The sequence below is a fragment of the Hydrogenophaga sp. genome, from assembly GCF_026125785.1.
Classification (GTDB): domain Bacteria; phylum Pseudomonadota; class Gammaproteobacteria; order Burkholderiales; family Burkholderiaceae_C; genus Hydrogenophaga.
Genome location: NZ_JAHCKL010000023.1, coordinates 1 through 20,216, shown reverse-complemented (window position 1 = coordinate 20,216; position 20,216 = coordinate 1). Strand labels below are relative to the sequence as shown.

At 67.6% G+C, this 20,216-nt stretch carries 22 protein-coding genes; 10 read left to right on the top strand and 12 right to left on the bottom strand.

Going from position 1 to position 20,216, the window contains the following annotated elements; all coding sequences use genetic code 11:
* Positions 1 to 138: 138 nt before the first annotated feature.
* Positions 139 to 1,125 (top strand): magnesium/cobalt transporter CorA, encoded by a 987-nt coding sequence (gene corA / locus KIT53_RS17140; RefSeq protein ID WP_297755104.1) that lies wholly within the window; start codon positions 139 to 141, stop codon positions 1,123 to 1,125.
* A 73-nt stretch (positions 1,126 to 1,198) separates the two neighbouring features.
* Here corA and KIT53_RS17135 read toward each other — a convergent pair whose 3' ends face one another.
* Genes KIT53_RS17135 through KIT53_RS17110 form a run of 6 tightly spaced genes read right to left on the bottom strand, consistent with a single transcriptional unit; the run spans position 1,199 to position 6,930 of the window.
* Positions 1,199 to 1,948, bottom strand: coding sequence for a 5'-methylthioadenosine/adenosylhomocysteine nucleosidase (locus KIT53_RS17135; protein WP_297755102.1), 750 nt, complete (start codon positions 1,946 to 1,948; stop codon positions 1,199 to 1,201).
* On the bottom strand, positions 1,948 to 3,636 hold the full coding sequence (locus tag KIT53_RS17130) for a long-chain-fatty-acid--CoA ligase (RefSeq protein WP_297755099.1): 1,689 nt from the start codon (positions 3,634 to 3,636) through the stop codon (positions 1,948 to 1,950). The genes KIT53_RS17135 and KIT53_RS17130 overlap by 1 nt, the downstream gene beginning before the upstream one ends.
* Positions 3,637 to 3,679: 43 nt before the next feature.
* Entirely contained in the window at positions 3,680 to 5,104 is a 1,425-nt protein-coding gene (locus KIT53_RS17125; RefSeq protein ID WP_297755096.1) for an NAD(P)(+) transhydrogenase (Re/Si-specific) subunit beta, read from the bottom strand.
* On the bottom strand, positions 5,101 to 5,421 hold the full coding sequence (locus tag KIT53_RS17120; protein WP_297755093.1) for an NAD(P) transhydrogenase subunit alpha: 321 nt from the start codon (positions 5,419 to 5,421) through the stop codon (positions 5,101 to 5,103). The genes KIT53_RS17125 and KIT53_RS17120 overlap by 4 nt, the downstream gene beginning before the upstream one ends.
* Before the next feature lie 13 nt (positions 5,422 to 5,434).
* Positions 5,435 to 5,800, bottom strand: coding sequence for an aspartate 1-decarboxylase (gene panD, locus KIT53_RS17115; RefSeq protein ID WP_297755090.1), 366 nt, complete (start codon positions 5,798 to 5,800; stop codon positions 5,435 to 5,437).
* Positions 5,797 to 6,930 carry a Re/Si-specific NAD(P)(+) transhydrogenase subunit alpha gene (locus tag KIT53_RS17110; RefSeq protein ID WP_297755087.1) on the bottom strand — a complete coding sequence of 378 codons (1,134 nt, stop codon included), beginning with the start codon at positions 6,928 to 6,930 and terminating at the stop codon, positions 5,797 to 5,799. The genes panD and KIT53_RS17110 overlap by 4 nt, the downstream gene beginning before the upstream one ends.
* Before the next feature lie 103 nt (positions 6,931 to 7,033).
* Here KIT53_RS17110 and KIT53_RS17105 point away from each other — a divergent pair, with 103 nt between their 5' ends.
* Together KIT53_RS17105 and KIT53_RS17100 are read left to right on the top strand one after the other, a co-directional pair.
* Entirely contained in the window at positions 7,034 to 7,540 is a 507-nt protein-coding gene (locus KIT53_RS17105; protein ID WP_297755082.1) for an NUDIX hydrolase, read from the top strand.
* On the top strand, positions 7,537 to 8,886 hold the full coding sequence (locus tag KIT53_RS17100; RefSeq protein ID WP_297755080.1) for a DUF3422 domain-containing protein: 1,350 nt from the start codon (positions 7,537 to 7,539) through the stop codon (positions 8,884 to 8,886). Before KIT53_RS17105 ends, KIT53_RS17100 begins: the two co-directional genes overlap by 4 nt.
* Positions 8,887 to 8,906: 20 nt before the next feature.
* On the opposite strand, the gene mnmA is transcribed toward KIT53_RS17100, so the two are convergent.
* The gene (gene mnmA, locus KIT53_RS17095; RefSeq protein WP_297755078.1) at positions 8,907 to 10,055 is read right to left on the bottom strand and encodes a tRNA 2-thiouridine(34) synthase MnmA; all 1,149 of its coding nucleotides are present in this window, start codon (positions 10,053 to 10,055) and stop codon (positions 8,907 to 8,909) included.
* 136 nt (positions 10,056 to 10,191) lie between these two features.
* On the opposite strand from mnmA, the gene KIT53_RS17090 reads away from it, so the two are divergent.
* The 4 genes from KIT53_RS17090 to KIT53_RS17075 all read left to right on the top strand — a co-directional run bounded on the left by KIT53_RS17090 (position 10,192) and on the right by KIT53_RS17075 (position 12,349).
* Positions 10,192 to 10,452 carry a PepSY domain-containing protein gene (locus KIT53_RS17090; RefSeq protein ID WP_297755075.1) on the top strand — a complete coding sequence of 87 codons (261 nt, stop codon included), beginning with the start codon at positions 10,192 to 10,194 and terminating at the stop codon, positions 10,450 to 10,452.
* A complete protein-coding gene (locus KIT53_RS17085) occupies positions 10,453 to 10,989 on the top strand; it encodes a cytochrome b/b6 domain-containing protein (RefSeq protein WP_297755072.1) in 537 nt (178 codons plus the stop codon).
* Positions 10,990 to 11,023: 34 nt separating this feature from the next.
* Positions 11,024 to 11,428 (top strand): alternative ribosome rescue aminoacyl-tRNA hydrolase ArfB, encoded by a 405-nt coding sequence (gene arfB / locus KIT53_RS17080; protein WP_297755069.1) that lies wholly within the window; start codon positions 11,024 to 11,026, stop codon positions 11,426 to 11,428.
* 174 nt (positions 11,429 to 11,602) lie between these two features.
* Positions 11,603 to 12,349 carry a hemerythrin domain-containing protein gene (locus KIT53_RS17075; protein ID WP_297755066.1) on the top strand — a complete coding sequence of 249 codons (747 nt, stop codon included), beginning with the start codon at positions 11,603 to 11,605 and terminating at the stop codon, positions 12,347 to 12,349.
* 15 nt (positions 12,350 to 12,364) lie between these two features.
* On the opposite strand, the gene KIT53_RS17070 is transcribed toward KIT53_RS17075, so the two are convergent.
* From KIT53_RS17070 to KIT53_RS17060, 3 genes are all read right to left on the bottom strand, one after another.
* Positions 12,365 to 13,741, bottom strand: coding sequence for a GAF domain-containing protein (locus tag KIT53_RS17070; protein WP_297755064.1), 1,377 nt, complete (start codon positions 13,739 to 13,741; stop codon positions 12,365 to 12,367).
* Positions 13,738 to 14,226: a pyridoxamine 5'-phosphate oxidase family protein gene (locus KIT53_RS17065; RefSeq protein ID WP_297755061.1), complete on the bottom strand. Its 489-nt coding sequence runs from the start codon at positions 14,224 to 14,226 to the stop codon at positions 13,738 to 13,740. The genes KIT53_RS17070 and KIT53_RS17065 overlap by 4 nt, the downstream gene beginning before the upstream one ends.
* 96 nt (positions 14,227 to 14,322) lie before the next feature.
* A complete protein-coding gene (locus tag KIT53_RS17060) occupies positions 14,323 to 14,811 on the bottom strand; it encodes a MarR family transcriptional regulator (RefSeq protein ID WP_297755058.1) in 489 nt (162 codons plus the stop codon).
* A gap of 105 nt (positions 14,812 to 14,916) precedes the next feature.
* Here KIT53_RS17060 and KIT53_RS17055 point away from each other — a divergent pair, with 105 nt between their 5' ends.
* Positions 14,917 to 15,975, top strand: coding sequence for a cupin domain-containing protein (locus KIT53_RS17055; RefSeq protein ID WP_297755228.1), 1,059 nt, complete (start codon positions 14,917 to 14,919; stop codon positions 15,973 to 15,975).
* On the top strand, positions 15,972 to 16,676 hold the full coding sequence (locus tag KIT53_RS17050; RefSeq protein WP_297755055.1) for a fumarylacetoacetate hydrolase family protein: 705 nt from the start codon (positions 15,972 to 15,974) through the stop codon (positions 16,674 to 16,676). The genes KIT53_RS17055 and KIT53_RS17050 overlap by 4 nt, the downstream gene beginning before the upstream one ends.
* A 15-nt stretch (positions 16,677 to 16,691) precedes the next feature.
* Here the strand turns inward: KIT53_RS17050 and KIT53_RS17045 are convergent, their stop codons facing one another.
* Both KIT53_RS17045 and KIT53_RS17040 read right to left on the bottom strand, forming a co-directional pair.
* On the bottom strand, positions 16,692 to 17,258 hold the full coding sequence (locus KIT53_RS17045) for a hemerythrin domain-containing protein (protein ID WP_297755053.1): 567 nt from the start codon (positions 17,256 to 17,258) through the stop codon (positions 16,692 to 16,694).
* Entirely contained in the window at positions 17,255 to 19,672 is a 2,418-nt protein-coding gene (locus tag KIT53_RS17040) for an adenosylcobalamin-dependent ribonucleoside-diphosphate reductase (protein ID WP_297755050.1), read from the bottom strand. The genes KIT53_RS17045 and KIT53_RS17040 overlap by 4 nt, the downstream gene beginning before the upstream one ends.
* Before the next feature lie 101 nt (positions 19,673 to 19,773).
* Between KIT53_RS17040 and KIT53_RS17035 the strand changes: the two genes are divergently transcribed.
* Positions 19,774 to 20,202 carry a YbaN family protein gene (locus tag KIT53_RS17035; RefSeq protein WP_297755047.1) on the top strand — a complete coding sequence of 143 codons (429 nt, stop codon included), beginning with the start codon at positions 19,774 to 19,776 and terminating at the stop codon, positions 20,200 to 20,202.
* The last annotated feature ends 14 nt before the right edge of the window (positions 20,203 to 20,216 follow it).

Here is a 20,216-nt window from a genome sequence, read left to right as displayed (position 1 = left end):
CCAGTTGTGTGCTTTCAGCCCTCCCCGCGAACGTCTGACCGCCGCGCTGCCGCGCGGACTGTGCATCGGGCGACCGGCCGGCTGAAAGCAACACCCGCCTCGCCCATCGTCAGAACACCCATCGCCGGGAGCGCCCACATGCTCAACGTATTCACCCTGGCCAACGGCCGCCTGTTCCAGGAAGAAATCGAATCGCTCGAGGAACTCGCGCGGTTCAAGCCCATCTGGGTCGACCTGGAAGACCCCACCCCCGAGGAGCGCCGCTGGGTCAAGCAGCACTTCGGCCTGTCCATCCCCGAGGATGCGATGGACGACGACATCGAGGAGTCGGCGCGCTTCTTCGAAGAAGACAACGGTGAACTGCATGTGCGCTCGGACTTCCTGATCGACGACGACGAGGATCCTCGCGCCGTGCGCGTGGCCTTCATCCTCAACGAGCAGAACGAGCGCCTCAAGAGCCGAGGCGTGCTGTTCTCCATCCACGATGAGGACGTGCCCGTATTCCGGTTGCTGCGCATGCGTGCGCGCCGCATGCCGGGCCTGATCGAAGACGCCAAGGACGTGCTGCTGATGCTGTTCGACGCCGACGCCGAGTACTGCGCCGACACGCTGGAGGACATCTACGACGAGATCGAGGACGTGAGCAAGAAGGTGCTCAACAGCAACGCGTCGGACAACCTGCTGAGCGAGGCGCTGTCGGCGATCGCGCGGCACGAGGACATGTCCGGCCGCATCCGCCGCAACGTGATGGACACGCGGCGTGCCGTGAGCTTCATGATGCGCAGCCGCATGCTCAGCGCCGAGCAGTTCGAGGACGCCCGCCAGATCCTGCGCGACCTGGACTCGCTCGACAGCCACACGGCCTTCCTGTTCGACAAGATCAACTTCCTGATGGACGCGACGGTCGGTTTCATCAACATCAACCAGAACAAGATCATCAAGATCTTCTCGGTGGCCAGCGTTTCCCTGCTGCCGCCCACGCTGGTGGCCAGCAGCTACGGCATGAACTTCGACTTCATGCCCGAACTGAAATGGCACTACGGCTATCCGCTGGCGCTGGTGCTGATGGTGCTGTCGGCGGTGGTGCCGATGCTGTACTTCCGCAAGAGGGGCTGGTTGAGATAGGCCAGGCCTGAGACACGGCACCCCCTCAAGGTGCAGCCTGCGGGCCGGCGAGGCCGGATCCGCGGTGTGATCCCTATCCCAGCAGGGTCTCCACGATGGCGCCGCTGTAGCGGCTGGCCACCTCGCGCAGAAAACGCGGAAAGTCCACGTGCGCCGCATCGTCGGCACGGTCCGAGATGGTGCGCACCACGGCCAGCGGTACACCGTAATCGTGGCAGACCTGCGCGAAGGCTGCGCCTTCCATCTCCACCGCCAGGGCCTCGGGCAGGACCTGACGCAGGGTGTGGCTCTCCGCGGAGGTGGAGACGAAGCGGTCGCCACTGAGCAGCAACCCCTGGTGCAAACGCGGTGCCTGCAGGCCGAACTCACGCACCACCTCTTCGCCCAGTTGGGCGGGCAGATGGGCCAGCGTGCGGCTGGCGGCCTGCGCCAGCGCATCGCTGAGCGCGGGATCGGCGTCGAACACCGCGCGACCGTAGCCCGGCACCTCATGGCGCGGAAAGATGGGCGAGGCGTCCATGTCGTGCTGCAGGAACTGCCGTGCCACCACCACATCACCCACGCGCACGCCCGGTGCCAGGCCACCGGCCACGCCGGTGAAGACGATGCCGCGGACGCCGAAACGCTCCATGAGCACGGCGGCGGTGGTGGCCGCGGCCACTTTGCCAATGCCCGAAAGCACGGCCACCACGTCCTGTCCATGCAGGTGACCACGCCAGAAGGTGCGCCCTCCCACGACCTGCTGCTGCTCGTCGGGCATCAGCCCGAGCACGGCGGCCAGTTCTTCGTGCAGCGCGCTGACGAGGGCGATGGGAGCGGCCACTATTTCTTGTCGCGCAATTCGCGGCGAAGGATCTTGCCCACCGGTGTCTTGGGCAGTTCGGTGCGGAACTCCACCAGTTTGGGCTGCTTGTAGCCGGTGAGGTTGCTCTTGCAGTAGTCGCGCACCTGGGCCTCGGTCAGCGCCGGGTCCTTCTTCACGATCACCAGCTTGACGGCCTCGCCGGACTTTTCATCCGGCACGCCGACCACCGCACACTCCAGCACACCATCGAGCTGGGCCACCACGTCCTCCACCTCGTTGGGGTAGACGTTGAAGCCGCTGACCAGCACCATGTCCTTCTTGCGATCGACGATGCGGAAGTAGCCGCGCGCGTCCATGACGCCGACGTCGCCGGTCTTGAAGTAGCCATCGGCCGTCATGACCTTGGCGGTTTCATCGGGGCGCTGCCAATAGCCCGCCATGACCTGCGGGCCCTTGATCGCGATCTCGCCGGGCTGGCCCTGCGGCACCTCGACGCCATCGTCGTCGAGGCACTTCATGTAGGTGTTCGGCAGCGGCACGCCGATGGTGCCGCTGTACTCGGTGCTGGTGGTGGGGTTGCAGCTGGCGGAAGGGCTGGTCTCGGACAGGCCATACCCCTCGCAGATGGGGCAGCCGGTCTTCTCCAGCCAAAGCTTGGCCACCGCACTCTGCACCGCCATGCCGCCACCCACGGACACCTTGAGGTTGCGCCAGTTGACGGTACCGAAGTCGGGGTGGTTGGCCAGGCCGTTGAACAGGGTATTGACCGCCGGGAAGCTGTGGAAGGTGTGTTTGCTGAGTTCCTTGAGCACCGCCGGCAGGTCGCGCGGATTGGGGATGAGGATGGTTTTGCCGCCGGTGCGCAGGCTCAGCATCATGTTCACCGTGAAAGCGAAGATGTGGTACAGCGGGAGGGCACAGACGCTGGTGGGCTGCTCGCTCGCGGGCACCTTCTTCATCACCGGGTCGTTCCAAGCCTCGGATTGCAGCACGTTGGCGATCACGTTGCGGTGCTGGAGCACCGCGCCCTTGGAGACGCCGGTGGTGCCACCCGTGTACTGCAGCACGGCCATGTCGTCGGGCTTGATCTCGGGCCGCTTGAAGCTGCCACGCGAACCCTTGGCGACGGCGTCGTTGAAACGCACGGCCTGCGGCAGGTTGTAGGCAGGCACCATCTTCTTTACGTTGCGCACCACGTAGTTCACGATGGCGCCCTTGAGCAGCCCCAACTGGTCACCCATGGCGGCCAGCACCACGTGCTTGACCGGGGTACTGGCGATGCACTGCTCCAGCGTGTGCGCGAAATTCTCGATGATCACGATCGCCTTGGCACCCGAGTCCTTGAGCTGGTGCTCGAGCTCGCGCGCCGTGTAGAGCGGATTGACGTTGACCACCACCAGCCCGGCGCGCAGGATGCCCGCCACCGCCACGGGGTACTGCGGCACATTGGGCATCATGATGGCCACGCGGTCGCCCTTGACCAGACCCTTGCCCTGCAGGTAGGCGGCGAACGCCTGCGACTGGCTGTCGGTCTGCGCAAAACTGACGTCCTTGCCCATGAAGCTGTAGGCCGTACGGCCGGCGTGCTTGCGGAAGCTCTCTTCCATCAGGTGCACGAGGGAGTCGTACTGGGTGACGTCGATGTCGGCGGGCACGCCTTCGGGGTAGGCACTCAACCAGGGGCGCTGTGCCGTTGCTTCGGTCATTCCATGTCTCCTTTTCTGGGTCAGCGTCATCGCGGCCGCGGACTTACTCCACGGCTTTGGTCATGTCCTCGACGACCTTCTTGGCGTCGCCGAAGACCATCATGGTCTTGTCCATGTAAAACAGCTCATTGTCCAGTCCGGCGTAACCCGCCGCCATGGAACGCTTGTTCACGATCACCGTCTTGGCCTTGTAGGCCTCCAGGATGGGCATGCCGTAGATAGGGCTGCCTTTCTGCAGCGCGGCCGGATTCACCACGTCGTTGGCACCCAGGATGATGGCGACATCGGCCTGGCCGAACTCGCCGTTGATGTCTTCCATCTCGAAGACCTGGTCGTAAGGCACCTCGGCCTCGGCCAGCAGCACGTTCATGTGACCCGGCATGCGTCCGGCCACGGGGTGGATCGCGTATTTCACGGTCACGCCCTTCTCGGTGAGCTTGTGCGCCAGCTCCTTCACCGCATGCTGCGCGCGCGCCACCGCCAGGCCATAGCCGGGGACGATCACCACGGTCTCTGCGTTGCCCAGCACGAAAGCCGCGTCGTCGGCGCTGCCACTCTTGACACTGCGCTGCACCGCCGCCCCGGCGGCGGCCGCGCCGGCCTCGCCGCCGAAGCCCCCCAGGATCACGCTGATGAACGAGCGGTTCATCGCCTTGCACATGATGTAGGACAGGATCGCGCCCGACGAGCCCACCAGCGAACCCGCGATGATCAGCATGCTGTTGTTCAGGCTGAAACCGATGCCCGCCGCCGCCCAGCCCGAGTAGCTGTTGAGCATGGACACCACCACCGGCATGTCGGCACCACCAATCGGGATGATGATCAGCACGCCCAGCAGGAAGCCCAGCGCGATCACCAGCACGATGTCGATCCAGCTCTGCGAGTGCCAGAAGCCGAAGATGAAGAAGGCGGTGGCCAGGCCCAGCAGCAGGTTGAGCTTGTGCTGGCCGGTGAAGGTCACGGGTGCGCCCTGGAACAGGCGGAACTTGTACTTGCCCGAAAGCTTGCCAAAGGCGATGACCGAGCCGCTGAAGGTGACCGCGCCGATGAAGGCGCCCAGCGCGAGTTCGATGCGGTTGCCGCCTGGGATGGGTTCGCCCTTGGCCACGATGGCGAAAGCCCAGGGCTCGGCCACCACCGCAACGGCGATGCAGACCGCGGCCAGGCCGATCATGCTGTGCATGAACGCCACCAGCTCGGGCATCTTGGTCATCTCGACCCGTTTGGCCATGATGGCGCCTGCGCCACCGCCCACCACCAGCCCGGCCAGCACGTAGCCCAGGCCGACGGCCTGCCCGCCGGAAAGCTCAACGATGAGCGCGGCCGTGGTCAGCACGGCGATGGCCATGCCCGTCATGCCGAAGGCATTGCCACGGATGGACGTGGTGGGGTGCGACAGGCCTTTGAGGGCCTGGATGAAGCACACGCTGGCCACCAGGTAGAGCAGCGTGACGAGGTTCATGCTCATGCCTGCTCTCCCTTGGCCGCGGGCTTGCGTTCCTTCTTCTTGAACATCTCCAGCATGCGCCGCGTCACCAGGAAGCCGCCGAAGACATTGACCGCGGCCAGCGCCACGGCGATCACGCCCATGGCCTTGCCCAGGTTCGTCTCCGTGAGCGCCGCCGCGAGCATGGCGCCGACGATGACGATGGCCGAGATCGCGTTGGTCACGGCCATCAAAGGCGTGTGCAGCGCGGGCGTGACGTTCCAGACCACGTGGTAGCCGACGTAGATCGCCAGCACGAAGATGATCAGGTTCAGGATGGTCGGGGATACGGCTTCCATGGCAGTCCTCGCTTCAGATGGTCTTGATCTCGTTGATCCGGTTGCGCTCGCCCAGCAGCACGACACGCGGCTTCCACGCGGCGGCCACCTCTTCGCTCATCCCAGCGTAGGTGCAGATGATGAGGAGGTCACCCACATGGGCCTTGCGGGCCGCAGCGCCGTTGAGCGAGATGGCGCCTGAGCCGCGAGGGGCCTTGATGATGTAGGTGGAGAAGCGTTCACCGTTGTTGACGTTGTAGAGCTCGATCTTCTCGAACTCGCGCATGTCGGCGGCGTCCAGCAGGTCTTCGTCGATGCCGCAGGAGCCCTCGTAGTGGAGGTCGGCTTCGGTCACGGTCGCGCGGTGCAGCTTCGCGCGCAGCATCACTCGGTGGCTCATGCGCGCTTGACCTCGCCGGCTTGCGTCATCAGGCAGGCAGCGACGATGTCGTCGTCCATGGGTACCTGCACCGTGGTGGCGTCCTTGGGACACACCAGCTTGAGGAAATCAAGCACGTTGCGCGCATACAGCGCGGAGGCATCGGCACCCACCAGCGCCGGCAGGTTGGTCTCGCCCACGATGGTCACGCCATGCTTCACCACGGTCTTGTCGGCCTCGGTGAGCGGGCAGTTGCCGCCCACGCCGTCGGGGCCTTTGCCCGCGGCGATGTCCACGATCACACTGCCGGGCTTCATGGACCTGACCATCTCTTCCGTCACCAGCACCGGCGCCGCGCGGCCCGGGATCAGCGCGGTGGAGATCACCACGTCGGCCATTGCCACGCGCTTGGCCACCTCGGCCTTCTGGCGCTCCAGCCAGGAGGGCGGCATGGGCCGCGCATACCCGCCCACACCTTCGGCAGCTTCTTTCTCCTCGGCGGTCTCGTAGGGCACGTCGATGAACTTGGCCCCCAACGACTCCACCTGCTCCTTCACGCTGGGACGCACGTCGGAGGCTTCGATCACGGCGCCCAGGCGCTTGGCCGTGGCGATGGCCTGCAGGCCCGCCACGCCCACGCCCAGAATCACCACCCTGGCGGCCTTGACCGTACCGGCCGCCGTCATGAGCATGGGAAAGAAGCGCTGGTAACGGTCGGCGGCGATCATCACCGCCTTGTAGCCCGCGATGTTGGCTTGGCTGGAGAGCACGTCCATGCTTTGAGCGCGCGTGGTGCGCGGCGCGGCCTCGAGCGCAAAGGCGGTCAGGCCGGCCGTGGCCAGGCGCTGCAGGCCCGCGGCGTCAAAGGGGTTGAGCATGCCCACCAGCGTGGCGCCTGGCTTCATGAGGGCCAGTTCGTTGTCGAAGGGCGTGCGTACTTTGAGCACCAGGTCGCAACCCAGGGCACCGGCCGCATCTGTGATCTCTGCACCCACGGCCACATAGGCCGCATCGGGCGCACTGGCGGCCACGCCGGCGCCACTCTGCACCCGCACCGTGTGGCCTTGCGCCACGTATTTCTTGGCCGTCTCGGGGGTCACCGCCACCCGGGTCTCGCCCACTGTGGTTTCAGCGGGTACGCCTATCAGCATGAAGGTCTCCTCACTCACGGGGTTGAATGCAAGTCGGGGGCGAGCTTACCTGAAACACGCCCCTTGGCCCATGGGGCCGCCGGGCGGCACGGATAATGGTTTCATGAACATCCGATGGAAACCCAGCGTCACGGTCGCCGCGGTGGTCGAGCGTGAAGGCCGCTACCTGCTGGTGGAGGAGCACACACCCGAGGGACTGCGCCTGAACAACCCGGCCGGCCACCTGGACCCCGGCGAGAGCCCGGCCGACGGTGTGGCACGCGAAACGCTGGAAGAAACCACCCACCTGTTCACGCCCACCGGCCTGGTGGGCATCTACCTCTCCCGCTTCGAGCGGCCGGCGCGCGAGGGCCGGCCGGCCGAGGACATCACCTACCTGCGGTTCGCCTTCTGCGGCGATCTCGGCGAGGCCATCGCCGACCGCACGCTGGACACGGGCATCGTGCGCACGCTGTGGCTCTCGCCCGAGGAGGTCCGCGCCAGCGTGGACCGCCACCGCAGTCCCCTGGTACTGCGCTGCATCGAGGACCACCTGCGCGGCCAGCGCTACCCACTCGACCTGATTCAGACCGATCCCTCCGTGCTGCAAGGCCCGCCACCCGCACCATGAACACCGCCACCGAGTCCGCCGGGCGCCTGCTGCCGCCCGATGACGTTCTTCGCGAGGAGCTGCACAACGAGGTGCATGCGCGACCCTCGGCGCGCATCCGCCTGCCCGCGCTGGTGGTGTTCGTGGCGGTGCTCAACGAAGGTGTGAGCCGCGAACAGGAGTGCGAACACCTGCGCCGCCTGCCGGGCCAGCAGGATCTTTCGCCAGCGCAGATGCGCGGCAACTTCCTGCGCCTGCGCTTCGCCGAGCACACCCTCAAGTGGGAGCGGCACACCGAGTTCACCCGCTACTCCATCGTGCAGCCCTTGCCTCCCCAGTCCGGCCTCGGCGAGAGCGAACCGGACCTGCTGGCCCACACAGTCACGCCGGCGGGCTGGCTGCGCGACATCCCCGGCCGCACCGTCGCCGCGATCCAGCTGGTCATGCTCCATGCCGAGCTGCCGGAGCCGACACCGCAAGCGCAGGCCGCCCTCATGGCGCCCGCGCAGCAGTGGTTCGGTGGCCGCACGCTGGTGGCCTCCCAACTGGGCGGCGGCCACTCGTGGGCCCTGACGGATTTCCATATCGAGCCTTCGGGCTTCGAGCGCATGCTGGTGATCGCGCCCCCGGGCACCTCCGACACCCGCGCGGGCCGCATCTCGCAACGCCTGCTGGAACTGGAAACCTACCGCCTCATGGCGCTGCGCGGCCTGCCCGTGGCCAAGGCGCTGTCCCCCACCCTGGCCCAGGCCGAGGCACGGCTGGCCGGCATCACGGCGCAGCTGGAAGCCAAGTCCGCCTCCGAACAGGAGCTGCTGGACCAGCTGGTGTCGCTGGCCGCCAGCGTGGAGCGCGCCACCGCCGAGCACAACTACCGCTTCGGCGCCACACGGGCCTATGACGCGCTGGTGAGTCAGCGCATCGCCGAGCTGCGCGAGAAGCCGATCCCCGGCACGCAGACCATCGGCGAATTCATGCAGCGCCGGCTGTCACCGGCGATGGCCACGGTGGCCGCCAGCGCGCAGCGGCTGACCTCGCTGTCCGAACGCATCGCGCGCACCAGCGCGCTGCTGCGCACCCGCGTGGACATCGTCACCGAAGCACAGAACCAGCAGTTGCTGGAGAAACTCACGCGCGGCCAGCAACTGCAGTTGCAACTGCAGACCACGGTGGAGGGCCTGTCCATCGCGGCCATTTCCTACTACGTGATCAGCCTGCTGCTCTACCTGGCCAAAGGGGCCAAGGCCGCAGGCCTGCCGGTGCACCCGGAAATCGCCGCCGGCGCATTGATCCCACTGGTGATCTGGGTCGTCTGGCGGGCCACCCGGCGCATCCACGCCCGCCTGGGCACCGGCGAACCGCACTGAACGGCGGCGGCGGCCGCCGCTCAGGCCGGTACAGCCTGGCGACCGGCCGGCTCGGCGGTCGATGAGGCGCTGGTGGCGATGACGCCGCCGCCCAGGCAGACCTCGCCGTCGTACAGCACCGCGCTCTGGCCTGGCGTCACCGCCCATTGCGGTTCGGCAAAGTGCAGCGCGAAGCCGGCGCCGCCCTCGGGCTCGAACCGGCAGGGCGCGTCGGCCTGGCGGTAGCGGGTCTTGGCCGCCAGCGCACCGGCCTGCGGAGCCTGCCCGGCCACCCAACTCGCATCCTGCGCACGCAAATGGGGGGTGAGCAGCCAGGGATGGTCGTGCCCCTGGACCACCCACAGCGTGTTGCTGTCCACGTCCTTGCGCGCCACGAACCAGGGCGCGTGCTCGCCACCACCGCGCGGCGCGCCCTTTTCGCGCACGCCACCGATGCCCAGCCCCTGGCGCTGCCCGAGGGTGTAGAAGCTCAGGCCCACATGCTGACCCAGCACGCGGCCACGCTCGTCCCTGATCGGGCCAGGCTCGCGGGCGATGTAGCGGTTGAGGAACTCGCGGAACGGCCGTTCGCCGATGAAGCAGATGCCGGTGGAGTCCTTCTTCTTCGCATTGGGCAGGCCGATCTCCGCTGCGATGCGGCGCACCTCGGTCTTGGGCAGTTCGCCCACCGGAAACAGGGTCCGGGACAACTGGGCCTGGTTCAGCCGGTGCAGGAAATAACTCTGGTCCTTGAGCGGGTCCTTGCCCTTGAGCAGCTCGAAGCGGCCATCGCGTTCGCGCACGCGCGCGTAGTGCCCGGTGGCGATTTTCTCGGCGCCCAGGCGCATGGCGTGGTCGAGAAAGGCCTTGAACTTGATCTCGGCGTTGCAGAGGATGTCCGGGTTGGGCGTCCGGCCAGCCTGGTACTCGCGCAGAAACTCGGCGAATACGCGGTCCTTGTACTCGGCGGCGAAACTGACGTGTTCGATGTCGATGCCGATCACGTCCGCCACGCTGGCGGCGTCCAGCCAGTCCTGGCGGCTGGAGCAGTATTCGCTGTCGTCGTCGTCTTCCCAGTTCTTCATGAAGATACCGATGACCTCGAAGCCCTGCTGCTTGAGCAGGTGCGCGCTCACCGCGGAATCGACACCGCCGCTGAGCCCGACCACCACACGCTGTTTGCTTGCCATGGGCGGATTATCCCAGCGCGGCCCTGTTACCGCTCCTTGCACGTCCCACAACCCTTCTTAAGGTTGGCTTCAAGTTGCGCCGCTTCAATGCCGTCACCCGCCCACCCAGGCGGGTCAACCCACAAGGAGTTCAAAGATGTTGAAGACGATCGTTCTGCCCGCTGTCCTGTTCGCCGCCGCTGGTGCCGCGATGGCATCGCCCACCTGCACCGCGCCCAAGGAAAGCTGGCAGCCTGAAGCCACCTTCAAGAAAGACCTGGAGGCACAGGGCTACAAGATCAAGACCTTCAAGGTCACCAAAGGCCATTGCTACGAGATCTACGGCACCGACAAGACAGGCAAGAAGGTCGAGATCTATTTCGACCCCGTCAGTGGCAAGCCCCTGGAGCAGAAGTAAGTGACGAACACCACGGTCACGTCGTCGCGGCGGGTCTGGGATCCGCTGGTGCGCATCTTCCACTGGTCTCTGGTGACCTGCGTGCTGCTCAACCTGTTCGTCGTGGACGATGGCGAAACGCTGCACCAGTGGCTGGGCTACGTGGCCGTGGCGTGGGTCGGCGTGCGCGCGGTGTGGGGCTTCACCGGCCCGCGCCACGCACGCTTTGCCGACTTTTTTCCCACGCCCTCACGGTTGCGCCAGCACCTGAGTGCTCTGGCACGTGGCGAACCCGAGCACCACTGGGGCCACAACCCGCTCGGCGGCCTGATGGTGCTCACGCTCATGGTCTTCGTGCTGCTGATCGGCCTGACGGGCTGGATGCAGACGCTGGACGCTTTCTGGGGCATGGAGTGGGTGCAGGACCTGCACGAGGGCCTGGCCGAGTGGCTGATGCCGCTGGTGGGCCTGCACGCGGCGGCGGCGCTGATCATGGGCCGCATCGAGCGCACGCGGCTCATCAAGGCCATGTTCACCGGCACCAAGGAGCGCTACTGAGGAGCCTCGGGAACGGGCGTGGCACACTGCGGCCATGTCCGTCGACATCGATCCCGCCGAGGTCGAGTTCACCGCCATCCGCGCACAGGGCGCGGGCGGGCAGAACGTGAACAAGGTCTCCAATGCGGTCCACCTGCGCTTTGCGATCCACGGGTCTTCGCTGCCCGAGGCGGTGCGCGCGCGCCTGCTGAGCCTGAGCGACCAGCGCATCACGACCGAGGGCGTGGTGGTCATCAAAGCCCAGACCAGCCGCAGCCTGGAGCAGAACAAGGCCGAGGCGCTGCAGCGCCTGCAGGCCCTGGTGGACAGCGTCGCCAGCGAACCGCGCCGCCGCCAGCCGACACGTCCCACGCGGGCCTCGCGCCTGCGACGGCTGCAAGGCAAAGCCTCGCGCGCCCAGGTCAAGCAGTTGCGCGGCCGGGTGCGCGGACTGGACTGATTCGCCGCCCTGCAGCGCGTGCTTAAGAAGTTTTTACGATTCCTTTAAGCGCTATTTAGCGGCGCACCCCCCGGCCGATTCCTAGACTGCTCTCCATGGCGCGCGGTGCATGGGGCATTCGCCGCCAACAGCGGAATCCGCGGACCGCCATCCCGCGAAAAAGGAAACTTCACCATGCAATCCCACGCCCTTGAAATGGCCCATGTCAGTGCCGCCGCGCGTGCCGGCAACGGCCGCTTCAATTTCTACGCCGAGATCCACAAGGCCTTGCGCGCCTACATGGCCGACACCCTGGTGCGGGTCGGTCGCGCCGATCCGGCCGATGTCGCCGAACTGCAGCACACGGTGGCCCAGGTGGCCGAGCTGCTGGATTTCTGCGCCAGCCATGTGGCGCACGAGAACGGTTTCATCCACCCCGCGCTGGAGGCGCGCCGCCCTGGCGTGAGCGGGCCCGTGGCCGACGACCACGTGGGCCACCTGCACCACATCGCCCATCTGCGCGACGCCGCGCAGGGCCTGCTCGTCTGCGACGCGGCAGAGCGCGAGGCCGGCCTGCAGGCGCTGTACCTGGCGCTGGCGCTGTTCGTGGCCGACAACCTGCAGCACATGCACGTCGAGGAGACCGTGCACAACCAGGCGCTCTGGGACACATACACCGACCTGGAGCTCATCGCCCTGCACAACGCGCTGGTGGCTTCGATACCGCCGGCCGAGAACATGCTGGTGATGCGCTGGATGATCCCGAACATCAACGCGCCGCAGCGCGCCGCGGTGCTGGGCGGCATGCGCCAGGGTGCCCCGGCCGAAGCCTTCCAGGCCGTGATGGACACGGTGCGCCCGCACCTGAACGACCGCGACTGGGGCAAGCTCACCGGCGACCTGGGCATGGCGGCCGTGCCCGGCCTGGCCACTGCGGGCTGAAGCGCGCAGGGCGCTTCAGGCTGCCATCTCTTCGAGGACGACCGGGCCCAGGGCCTCGAAGCGAAAGCACCCGCGCGCGGTCTTCTGGATGCGCAATTGCGGGCACTGCTCTTCCAGGCGGCGCTGCAGCAGCAGGAGCCGGGCCTCCAGGTTGTCCGCCACATCCGGCAGCCTCAACGCCGCGTCCAGGCGCAACTCGCGGTTGGTGAACTCACTGCGGCCATGGCGCTGGCGGTCCTGCAGCAGCTTCCACAGAATGGCCCCCGCCACGCCCTTGATCAGGTAGGCGTCGTTGACGAAGACGCTGTCGTTGCTGCGGTAGCGGCGCACGCGCAGGGTCGGCCCGGTGCGGGACCGCGCTGGCGCGGCCCCTGGCTGCGGGCTTTGCGGCGGCGCCGGCTCGGCGCATTCCTGCATCAGGTCGATGGCAGCGGCGAGCTGGCCAGCCAGCGTGACCAGCAGGTCTTCGTCTTCGTAGCTGAAGCGCAGTTCCTGCGGGCTTTCCACGAACAACACCCCCAGCAGGCGACCCGCGGAGAGCAGCGGCACGGCCATCTGGCTGTGCGGCTCACGCAGGCCGGGATAAGGAATGTCGGTTCCCTGAGGCATCGCGGCTGCGCCGGCCAGGCTGTCGCGCATGGCGCGGCTGTACAGGTAGGCGCTGGTCATGTGCATGATGCGCACCGGTGTGCGTTCGCGGGCCGCCACGCCGATCACGCCATCCCCCAGCGCGATCTCCGAGCCCACGCCGGACGAGGGATAGCCCAGGCTGGCCACGGTGTAGAGGCGCTCGGTGGCCGGATCCAGGATCAGCAGCAGGGCGTGCTCGATGCCCAGGTCCTGGCCCAGCGTGGTCATCGTCGCGTCCAGCAGCGTGTCCAGCGAGTCGCAGGCGGCCAGGCGGCCGCTGCCTCGGCGCAACGCGCCCAGCATGCTGCAGCGCGCCGGCGGCTCGGGCAGCGGCGCGCCATCGAGGCGCTCGATGGCCTGCACCTCGTGAATGTCGGAGCCCAGCAGGCGGAACACCCCACTCATGCCACTGTGCGAGGCGATGCTGGCAAGCTGCGCCTTCATGCTCTCGAACACCGGACCGGACTCTTCGGTGCGCAGGTAGCGCAGGTGCAGGCGGTAGAAACGCGCCGTCACCGGGTGCAGCACCAGCACCGTGGAGCGCGGATGGGCCATCAGGTTCTGCCGCGTCCTGTTGAAGAACTGGAAAGACAGTGCCACGTGCCGCTCGTCCACGTGGAACACCTGGGAGATGTAGGCCACATTGGGCGTGCCATCGGCCGCGCAGGTGGCCATGATCGCGGGGATCGCGCCTTCGAGGCAGGGCCGCACCTCGGCCAGTTCGACGCCCTCGGCGGCGCCGTCCAGGTTGCCGGCGCTCACGCCTGGGCCCTCGTGATCGGCTGGCCGGCGCGCGGGCCAGGGGTCTGGTCATAGGCCTCCTCGGGCGAGAAGCTCAGCGCCACCAGGTCGTCGAACCGGTAGGCCAGCATCGCCGCGGCAAACTCGGGGCCCAGGCCGACCCGGGACAGCTCCACCGCCATGGAAGCGGCGTAGCGCTGCAGCGCCGGCAGGTCATGCTCGCGCGCCTCGCGGATGCGCACGCCGCTGCGCGCCTTGAGCTGTACCGTGCGGTGCGAACTGGGTTCGCTGAAGACCACGGCCACGCGGCCGGTGGCCGCAATGTCGCGCAGCAATTGCGCCGATGGCGTGCGGTTGAGGAACACCGTGACGCGTTCGCCCTGGCCCTCTATCAGACTGCCTACCCCGCGCATCAGGCTGGGGGTCAGGTCCGGGCCACAGCCGCTGACGATGACGGACACCCCTCGCGTGATCATCGCCAGGAACTCGGGCGTCAGCTTCGGCATGGGTGGGGTGGGCGACACGGTGGCGGGCCTCCGGTAGGGCGCCGCCGATCATATCGAGCGCTCCTCAGCGCGCCAAGACCCGGCGGCCGGCCGGGCTCACTTCATCGATTCGCTCGGCGCCCGGCTGTGGGCGTTGTTGGTGTCCACCAACAAGTGCAGCAGCTTGAGGAACTCGGCGCGCTGGCGCGGCGAGAGCGGGCCCAGGATCAGTTCCTGCGCGCGCAGCATGGCGGGCACGGCCTCGTCGAGCAGTTGCATGCCGGCATCGGTCAGCGTGAGCTGCCGCGCGCGCCGGTCTTCCGGCGAGGTCCTGCGCTCCAGGCAACCGCGGGACTCCAGCCGGTCCACCACGCCGCCGGTGGTGGAAGTGTCCAGCGCGATGGCACGCGCCAGCGTGCGTTGGTCGATGCCCGGGTGGTTGGCCACGGTCTGCAAGGCGGCGTACTGCACCGGCGTGATGCCCAGTTCACCCAGCTCCTGCAGGAAGATGCCCACCGAGATCTGGTGCAGACGCCGGATGTTGTGGCCGGGCAGTTCATCGATGTGGCGGGCGACCGGCTGGCCGCGCTTCTTGGCGGGAGGCATGCGCTGATGGCTGAGGAGGGTGGCGGAAGGACTTGCCGGAATCCTAGCACCACACATACAATGAGTACACTCATCATGAGCGTACAACCCTCAACGCAACTCCCCATGAACGACCTCGGACGACTCGAAGACCTGCCCGCCGACTACGTGGCGGACCTGCGCGCGCTCAATCTGGTGCCGCTCTGGCCGAGCCTGCGCGGCGTGCTGCCGCCGCAGATTCCTTCGCGCCAGACAAAGGCAACCCACTGGCCCTACAAGACCATCAAGCCCCTGCTGCTCAAGGCGGGCGAACTCACGCCCATCGAAAAGGCCGAGCGCCGCGTGCTGGTGCTGGCCAATCCGGGCCATGGGCTGGACAAGATGCAGGCCAGCGCGGCGATGTACCTCGGCATGCAGTTGCTCCTGCCGGGCGAATGGGCGCCCAGCCACCGGCACACGCCCAATGCGGTGCGCATGGTGGTGGAGGGTGAAGGCGCCTGGACCACGGTCGACGGCGAGAAGTGCCACATGGAACGCGGGGACCTCATCCTCACGCCCACCGGCCTGTGGCATGAGCATGGCCACGACGGTGACCAGCCGGTGATCTGGCTGGACGTGCTGGACCTGCCGCTGGCCTACTACCTGGAGGTGAGCTACCACCTCAACGGCACGCGACAGGACGTTCTGCCGGGCCGTGGCGAGCGCGCCTATGCACGCGGCGGCGTGGTGCCCACGCCGGTGTTCGGCCGCAGCGGCAAGCGCTACCCCATGCTGCGCTACCCTTGGGCCGACGCCAAGGCCGCATTGCTGTCCATCGCGGCCGACCGGCCTGACGTGGACGCGGTGCAAGTGACCTACACCAACCCGGAGACGGGTGAGGACGCGGAGAACATCCTGGGCTTTCACGCGCTGATGCTGCGCCCGGGCCAGACGCTCACACTGCCGGCGCGTTCACCCGCCGTGGTGTACCACGTGATCGAAGGCGGCGCGACCGTCGCCGCCGGTTCGCAGCGCTTCGACCTGGTCGAGGCCGACACCTGCTGCATCCCGGGCTACACCGCCACCACGCTGAGCAACCCCTCGGCCAGCCAGCCCGCTTTCCTTTTTCTGGCCGACGAGTCGCCGCTGCACCGCAAGCTTGGCGTCTACGAAGTCCGTCCCGACAACCAACCCAACATGCCATGACCCAGCGCTACCTGTTTCCCCCCGCTCCCGTTGTCGCTCTGCCCATTCGCGGACTGGCCGAGCAGTTTCCAGTCCAACGCCTGTTCTTCGTTGGCCGCAACTACCACGCGCACGCGGTGGAGATGGGCAAGCCCGTGGACAAGTCGGCCGAGCGGCCGTTCTATTTCACCAAGTCGCCGCAGACGCTGACCCTGTCGGGTGCGACCACACCGTACCCGAGCGAAACCGCCAACTACCACTTCGAGATGGAGCTGGTGATGGCCATCGGCAAGCCAGGTTTCCGCGTGAAGGCCGAGGACGCCCACGACATCATCTACGGCTACGCCAGCGGCCTGGACATGACGCGGCGCGACCTGCAATTGGCTGCCCGCGACAAGGGCCGGCCTTGGGACCTGGGCAAGGACGTGGAACACAGTGCGGTGTGCAGCGAGGTCGTGCCCATGCCCGGCCAGGTGATCGAACGCGGCGCCATCGAGCTGTCGGTCAATGGCCAGGTCAAGCAGGCGTCCAACGTGGACCAATTGATCTGGAACATCCGCGAGATCATTGCCGACCTCTCGCTCTTCTACCATCTGCAGCCGGGCGATCTGATCTACACCGGTACGCCCGAAGGTGTGGGCGCGGTGCAGCCAGGCGACCGCATCACGGGTCGCGTGGAAGGCGTGGGCGACGTCGCGCTCACCGTCGGCCCCAAAGCCTGATCCAGGCTACCGCCCTCAGGATGGCGTGAGACCTCGGCGGCGCATCATGTCCGCGCTCATGGCCTGAAGATCCCGGGGATTCAACAGGGCCTGCGCGGCGGGATAGACCAGGCCATCCTCGTCCTCCAGGTGCCGCGCGTACAGGCTGGAAAAGCCATCGAGCGCGGCCTGCGCCAGCGGGTCGAGTCCTGTCCAGCCAACGGGTGGCGCCTGCCGCAGGGCGGCCAGCACCTCGCGCGCCTGCGACCAGGCGGCTTCCATGTCGCGGTGGTCCTGGCGCAGGCGCTGCACGGTCTCGCACAAGGCCTCGTCCTTTCCCGACAGCAGCGGCGGAAACACGTGCCGCTCCTCGTCCTCGTGGTGCCGCGGCGCGGCTTCGTCGAAGTAGCGCATCACGTCCTGCGCGGCACTGGCCACGTGCGGGTCCCAGCCGCTGGTTTGCAAACGCTCCTGCAGCCGCGCCAACAGCCGCAGCATGCGTTGCACGCGCTCGTGGCAGGCGTCCAGCATGTCGAACGGCGCCTCGAAGCCCACCGCCGGCGCGCGGTGGCCGGGCAGGTCGATGCGCACGGGTGTGCTCATCCGCATGCCCCCAGGTGGCCGCACTGCGTGCATTGTTCGCACCCGTCCCTGCGGATCACGGCGTGGGCGCCGCATTCGCTGCATTTGCGCCCCGGCATCAGACCGGGTGTGGTCGCCACCGCCACGGGCTCGGCAGCCGGAAGCGCGGCCATGACCGGGCCGCCGGCGCGCCGGGCGATGAGTGTCTGCACCGCGTAGGCGATCGCCGCCACCACCGAGTCGTGCCACATGGGCACGCGCGTGCCGTCGGGCTTCTCGTACGTGCCCAGGCGCACCGGACCGCGGTCCCAGACCACCTTGCGCATGTCGCGCAAGGCGCGCTCCAGGAAACCCCCACGCGCGGCCAGCGACAGCAGCCGCATGCTGGCCGTCACCCACTGCTGGGACTCGCCACTCTGGCCCACCGGCATGAAGAACTCGATGGCACGCTCTACCGTGCCCGAGCCATCGGCCGAAGGCACCGGCAGGAAGGACACCACCAGGTACAGCGTCTGGTGGCCTTCCTGCGTCCAGTACTCGATCTTGTCGGCAACCGAGGGCAGCGCGCCGATGGGGCGGCTCTCGATCACGGTGCGCATGGGGTCGGTCTGCGAGCCCATCTCCGTGGCGGGGGCACCGGTGTCCAGCACCGAGCCCAGGATCTCATTGGGCCGGTAGGTGGCCAGCCCCTTGAGCTGCGCGCGCCAGGCCTGCTGGTACAGGCCCTTGAAGTCGTCATAAGGGTAGTCGGCCGGGATGTTCACGGTCTTGGAGATGGCGGTGTCCACGAAGGGCTGCACCGCTTCCATCATCGCCAGGTGGTCGGACGCCGGCATGGACAGGGCGTTCACGAAGTACTCGGGCAGGTTCTCAACGTCGCCGCCCAGTTCGCGGTACAGCCGCCAGGCATGGTCCTCCACCAGGTAGTCGGTGGTGCTGCCGTCGGACTCGCGCTTCTTGCGCCGGTAGGTCCAGGCAAACGGCGGCTCGATGCCGTTGGAAGCGTTGTCGGCAAAGGCCAGGCTGACGGTGCCGGTGGGCGCGATGGAGAGCAGGTGGCTGTTGCGGATGCCATGCGCCCGGATCGCCGCGCGCAGCGCTTCGGGCAGGCGGCTGGCGAAGGTGCCTTCGGCCAGGTAACCGTCGGCATCGAAGCGCGGGAACGCACCCTTCTCTTTTGCCAGCGCCACCGATGCGCCGTAGGCCGCATCGCGCAAGCGCTCGGCGATGCGCGCGGCCATGGCCCGTCCCTCGGCGCGGTCGTAACGCAGGCACAGCATGGCCAGTGCATTGCCCATGCCGGTGAAGCCCACGCCGATGCGCCGCTTGGCCGCCGACTCGGCGCGCTGCTGCGGCAGCGGCCACCAGGTCAACTCCAGCACGTTGTCCAGCGCCCGGACCTGCGTGGCCACCACGGTTTCGAAGGCTTCGAAATCAAAGGCAGGCAGACCACCGAAACCGAAGGGGTTGCGCACGAAACGGGTGAGGATGACCGGACCGAGGTCGCAGCACCCATAGGGTGGCAGGGGCTGCTCGCCACAGGGGTTCGTCGCTTCGATGGTCTCGCAGTGGCGCAGGTTGTTGTCGCGCTGGATGTGGTCCAGGAACAGGATGCCGGGTTCGGCGAAGTCGTAGGTCGAGCGCATGACCGTGTCCCAGAGCTCGCGTGCGGGCAGGCTGCGGTAGACCCACAGGCCATCGGCGCGCTGGTGCGCGCCCTGGGCCAGCAGCACCGGGCCGGGGCGCGCGCGGTGCGCCAGTTCCCAGGACCCTTCGTCGGCCAGGGCCTGCATGAAGGCGTCCGTCACACCCACCGAAACATTGAAGTTGTTCCAGCGCCCCGGCGTGCGCTTGGCGGTGATGAACTCCAGCACATCCGGGTGGTCGATGCGCAGCACGGCCATCTGCGCACCGCGCCGCGCCCCCGCGCTCTCCACCGTGGCACAAGACTGGTCGAACACATTCATGTAGCTGCAGGGGCCAGACGCCAGCGAGGCGGTGGCCTTGACCTCCGCGCCGCGTGGGCGGATGCGCGAGAAGTCGTAGCCAACGCCCCCACCCCGGCGCATGGTTTCGGCGGCCTCGCGCAAGGCCTCATAGATGCCTGGGTAGCCGCCTTCGTCGGTACCCTGGATGCTGTCGCCCACCGGCTGCACGAAGCAGTTGATCAGGGTCGCCTGCAGGGTGGTGCCCGCGGCACTCATGATGCGCCCCGCACCGATCGCGCCGGCACGCAGGTTGTCCAGGAAGCGCTGCTCCCATTCGCCGCGCACGGGTTCGGCCTCGACCGAAGCCAGTGCCCGCGCCACACGGCGGTGGATGTCGTCCTCGCTGGTTTCGCCGGCCTTGAGGTACTTTTCGCGGAGCACATCCAGCGTGATGGGCTGTGGACCGATGGCCGCCCGGGCCGCCGATTTCAGGGCGTCGCGTTTCATGGTGCGGTTCCTTGCAGAGCTTCAGGCCTATGGTGCACCTTTGCGCAAAGCCTGCAAAGCGCTGCGACTATGCTTGCAAGGTCTTTCCTCGCCTTGTCCACATGTCCGCCCCCACCCAGGCCCCCTCCGCGCCCGCAGCGGCACCGCACCGGTCACGCACGGTGCGCTGGCTGCTGTGGCTGGCAGGCAGCCTTTCGCTGGCGCTGGGCATCATCGGCGTGGTGCTCCCCGGCCTGCCCACCACGCCCTTCGTGCTGCTGGCCGCCGCCTGCTATGCCAGGGCTTCACCGCGCCTGTATGGCTGGCTGCTCGGTCATCGCTGGATGGGACCGATGGTGCGCGACTGGGAAACGCACCGCAGCCTGACCCGGCGCACCAAGCGGGTGGCGCAGGTCTCCATGCTGGTGATGGTCGGCCTCTCGGCCTGGGGGTTCCGCGACCGCCCCTGGGCACTGGCCGGCCTGATGGCCGCCGCGCTGGTGGGCGTGTGGGTGGTGGCGCGCATTCCCACGCGCCAGCCACCGGAGTGAGCCGTCAGCCCTTG

Bases quoted from the DNA above. Each gene is read 5' to 3' on its own strand.
- corA (WP_297755104.1), top strand. From the start codon at position 139: ATGCTCAACGTATTCACCCTGGCCAACGGCCGCCTGTTCCAGGAAGAA.
- KIT53_RS17130 (WP_297755099.1), bottom strand. From the start codon at position 3,636: ATGACCGAAGCAACGGCACAGCGCCCCTGGTTGAGTGCCTACCCCGAA.
- KIT53_RS17125 (WP_297755096.1), bottom strand. From the start codon at position 5,104: ATGAGCATGAACCTCGTCACGCTGCTCTACCTGGTGGCCAGCGTGTGC.
- KIT53_RS17120 (WP_297755093.1), bottom strand. From the start codon at position 5,421: ATGGAAGCCGTATCCCCGACCATCCTGAACCTGATCATCTTCGTGCTG.
- panD (WP_297755090.1), bottom strand. From the start codon at position 5,800: ATGAGCCACCGAGTGATGCTGCGCGCGAAGCTGCACCGCGCGACCGTG.
- KIT53_RS17110 (WP_297755087.1), bottom strand. From the start codon at position 6,930: ATGCTGATAGGCGTACCCGCTGAAACCACAGTGGGCGAGACCCGGGTG.
- KIT53_RS17105 (WP_297755082.1), top strand. From the start codon at position 7,034: ATGAACATCCGATGGAAACCCAGCGTCACGGTCGCCGCGGTGGTCGAG.
- KIT53_RS17100 (WP_297755080.1), top strand. From the start codon at position 7,537: ATGAACACCGCCACCGAGTCCGCCGGGCGCCTGCTGCCGCCCGATGAC.
- mnmA (WP_297755078.1), bottom strand. From the start codon at position 10,055: ATGGCAAGCAAACAGCGTGTGGTGGTCGGGCTCAGCGGCGGTGTCGAT.
- KIT53_RS17090 (WP_297755075.1), top strand. From the start codon at position 10,192: ATGTTGAAGACGATCGTTCTGCCCGCTGTCCTGTTCGCCGCCGCTGGT.
- arfB (WP_297755069.1), top strand. From the start codon at position 11,024: ATGTCCGTCGACATCGATCCCGCCGAGGTCGAGTTCACCGCCATCCGC.
- KIT53_RS17075 (WP_297755066.1), top strand. From the start codon at position 11,603: ATGCAATCCCACGCCCTTGAAATGGCCCATGTCAGTGCCGCCGCGCGT.
- KIT53_RS17065 (WP_297755061.1), bottom strand. From the start codon at position 14,226: ATGCCGAAGCTGACGCCCGAGTTCCTGGCGATGATCACGCGAGGGGTG.
- KIT53_RS17060 (WP_297755058.1), bottom strand. From the start codon at position 14,811: ATGCCTCCCGCCAAGAAGCGCGGCCAGCCGGTCGCCCGCCACATCGAT.
- KIT53_RS17055 (WP_297755228.1), top strand. From the start codon at position 14,917: ATGAACGACCTCGGACGACTCGAAGACCTGCCCGCCGACTACGTGGCG.
- KIT53_RS17050 (WP_297755055.1), top strand. From the start codon at position 15,972: ATGACCCAGCGCTACCTGTTTCCCCCCGCTCCCGTTGTCGCTCTGCCC.
- KIT53_RS17045 (WP_297755053.1), bottom strand. From the start codon at position 17,258: ATGAGCACACCCGTGCGCATCGACCTGCCCGGCCACCGCGCGCCGGCG.
- KIT53_RS17040 (WP_297755050.1), bottom strand. From the start codon at position 19,672: ATGAAACGCGACGCCCTGAAATCGGCGGCCCGGGCGGCCATCGGTCCA.
- KIT53_RS17035 (WP_297755047.1), top strand. From the start codon at position 19,774: ATGTCCGCCCCCACCCAGGCCCCCTCCGCGCCCGCAGCGGCACCGCAC.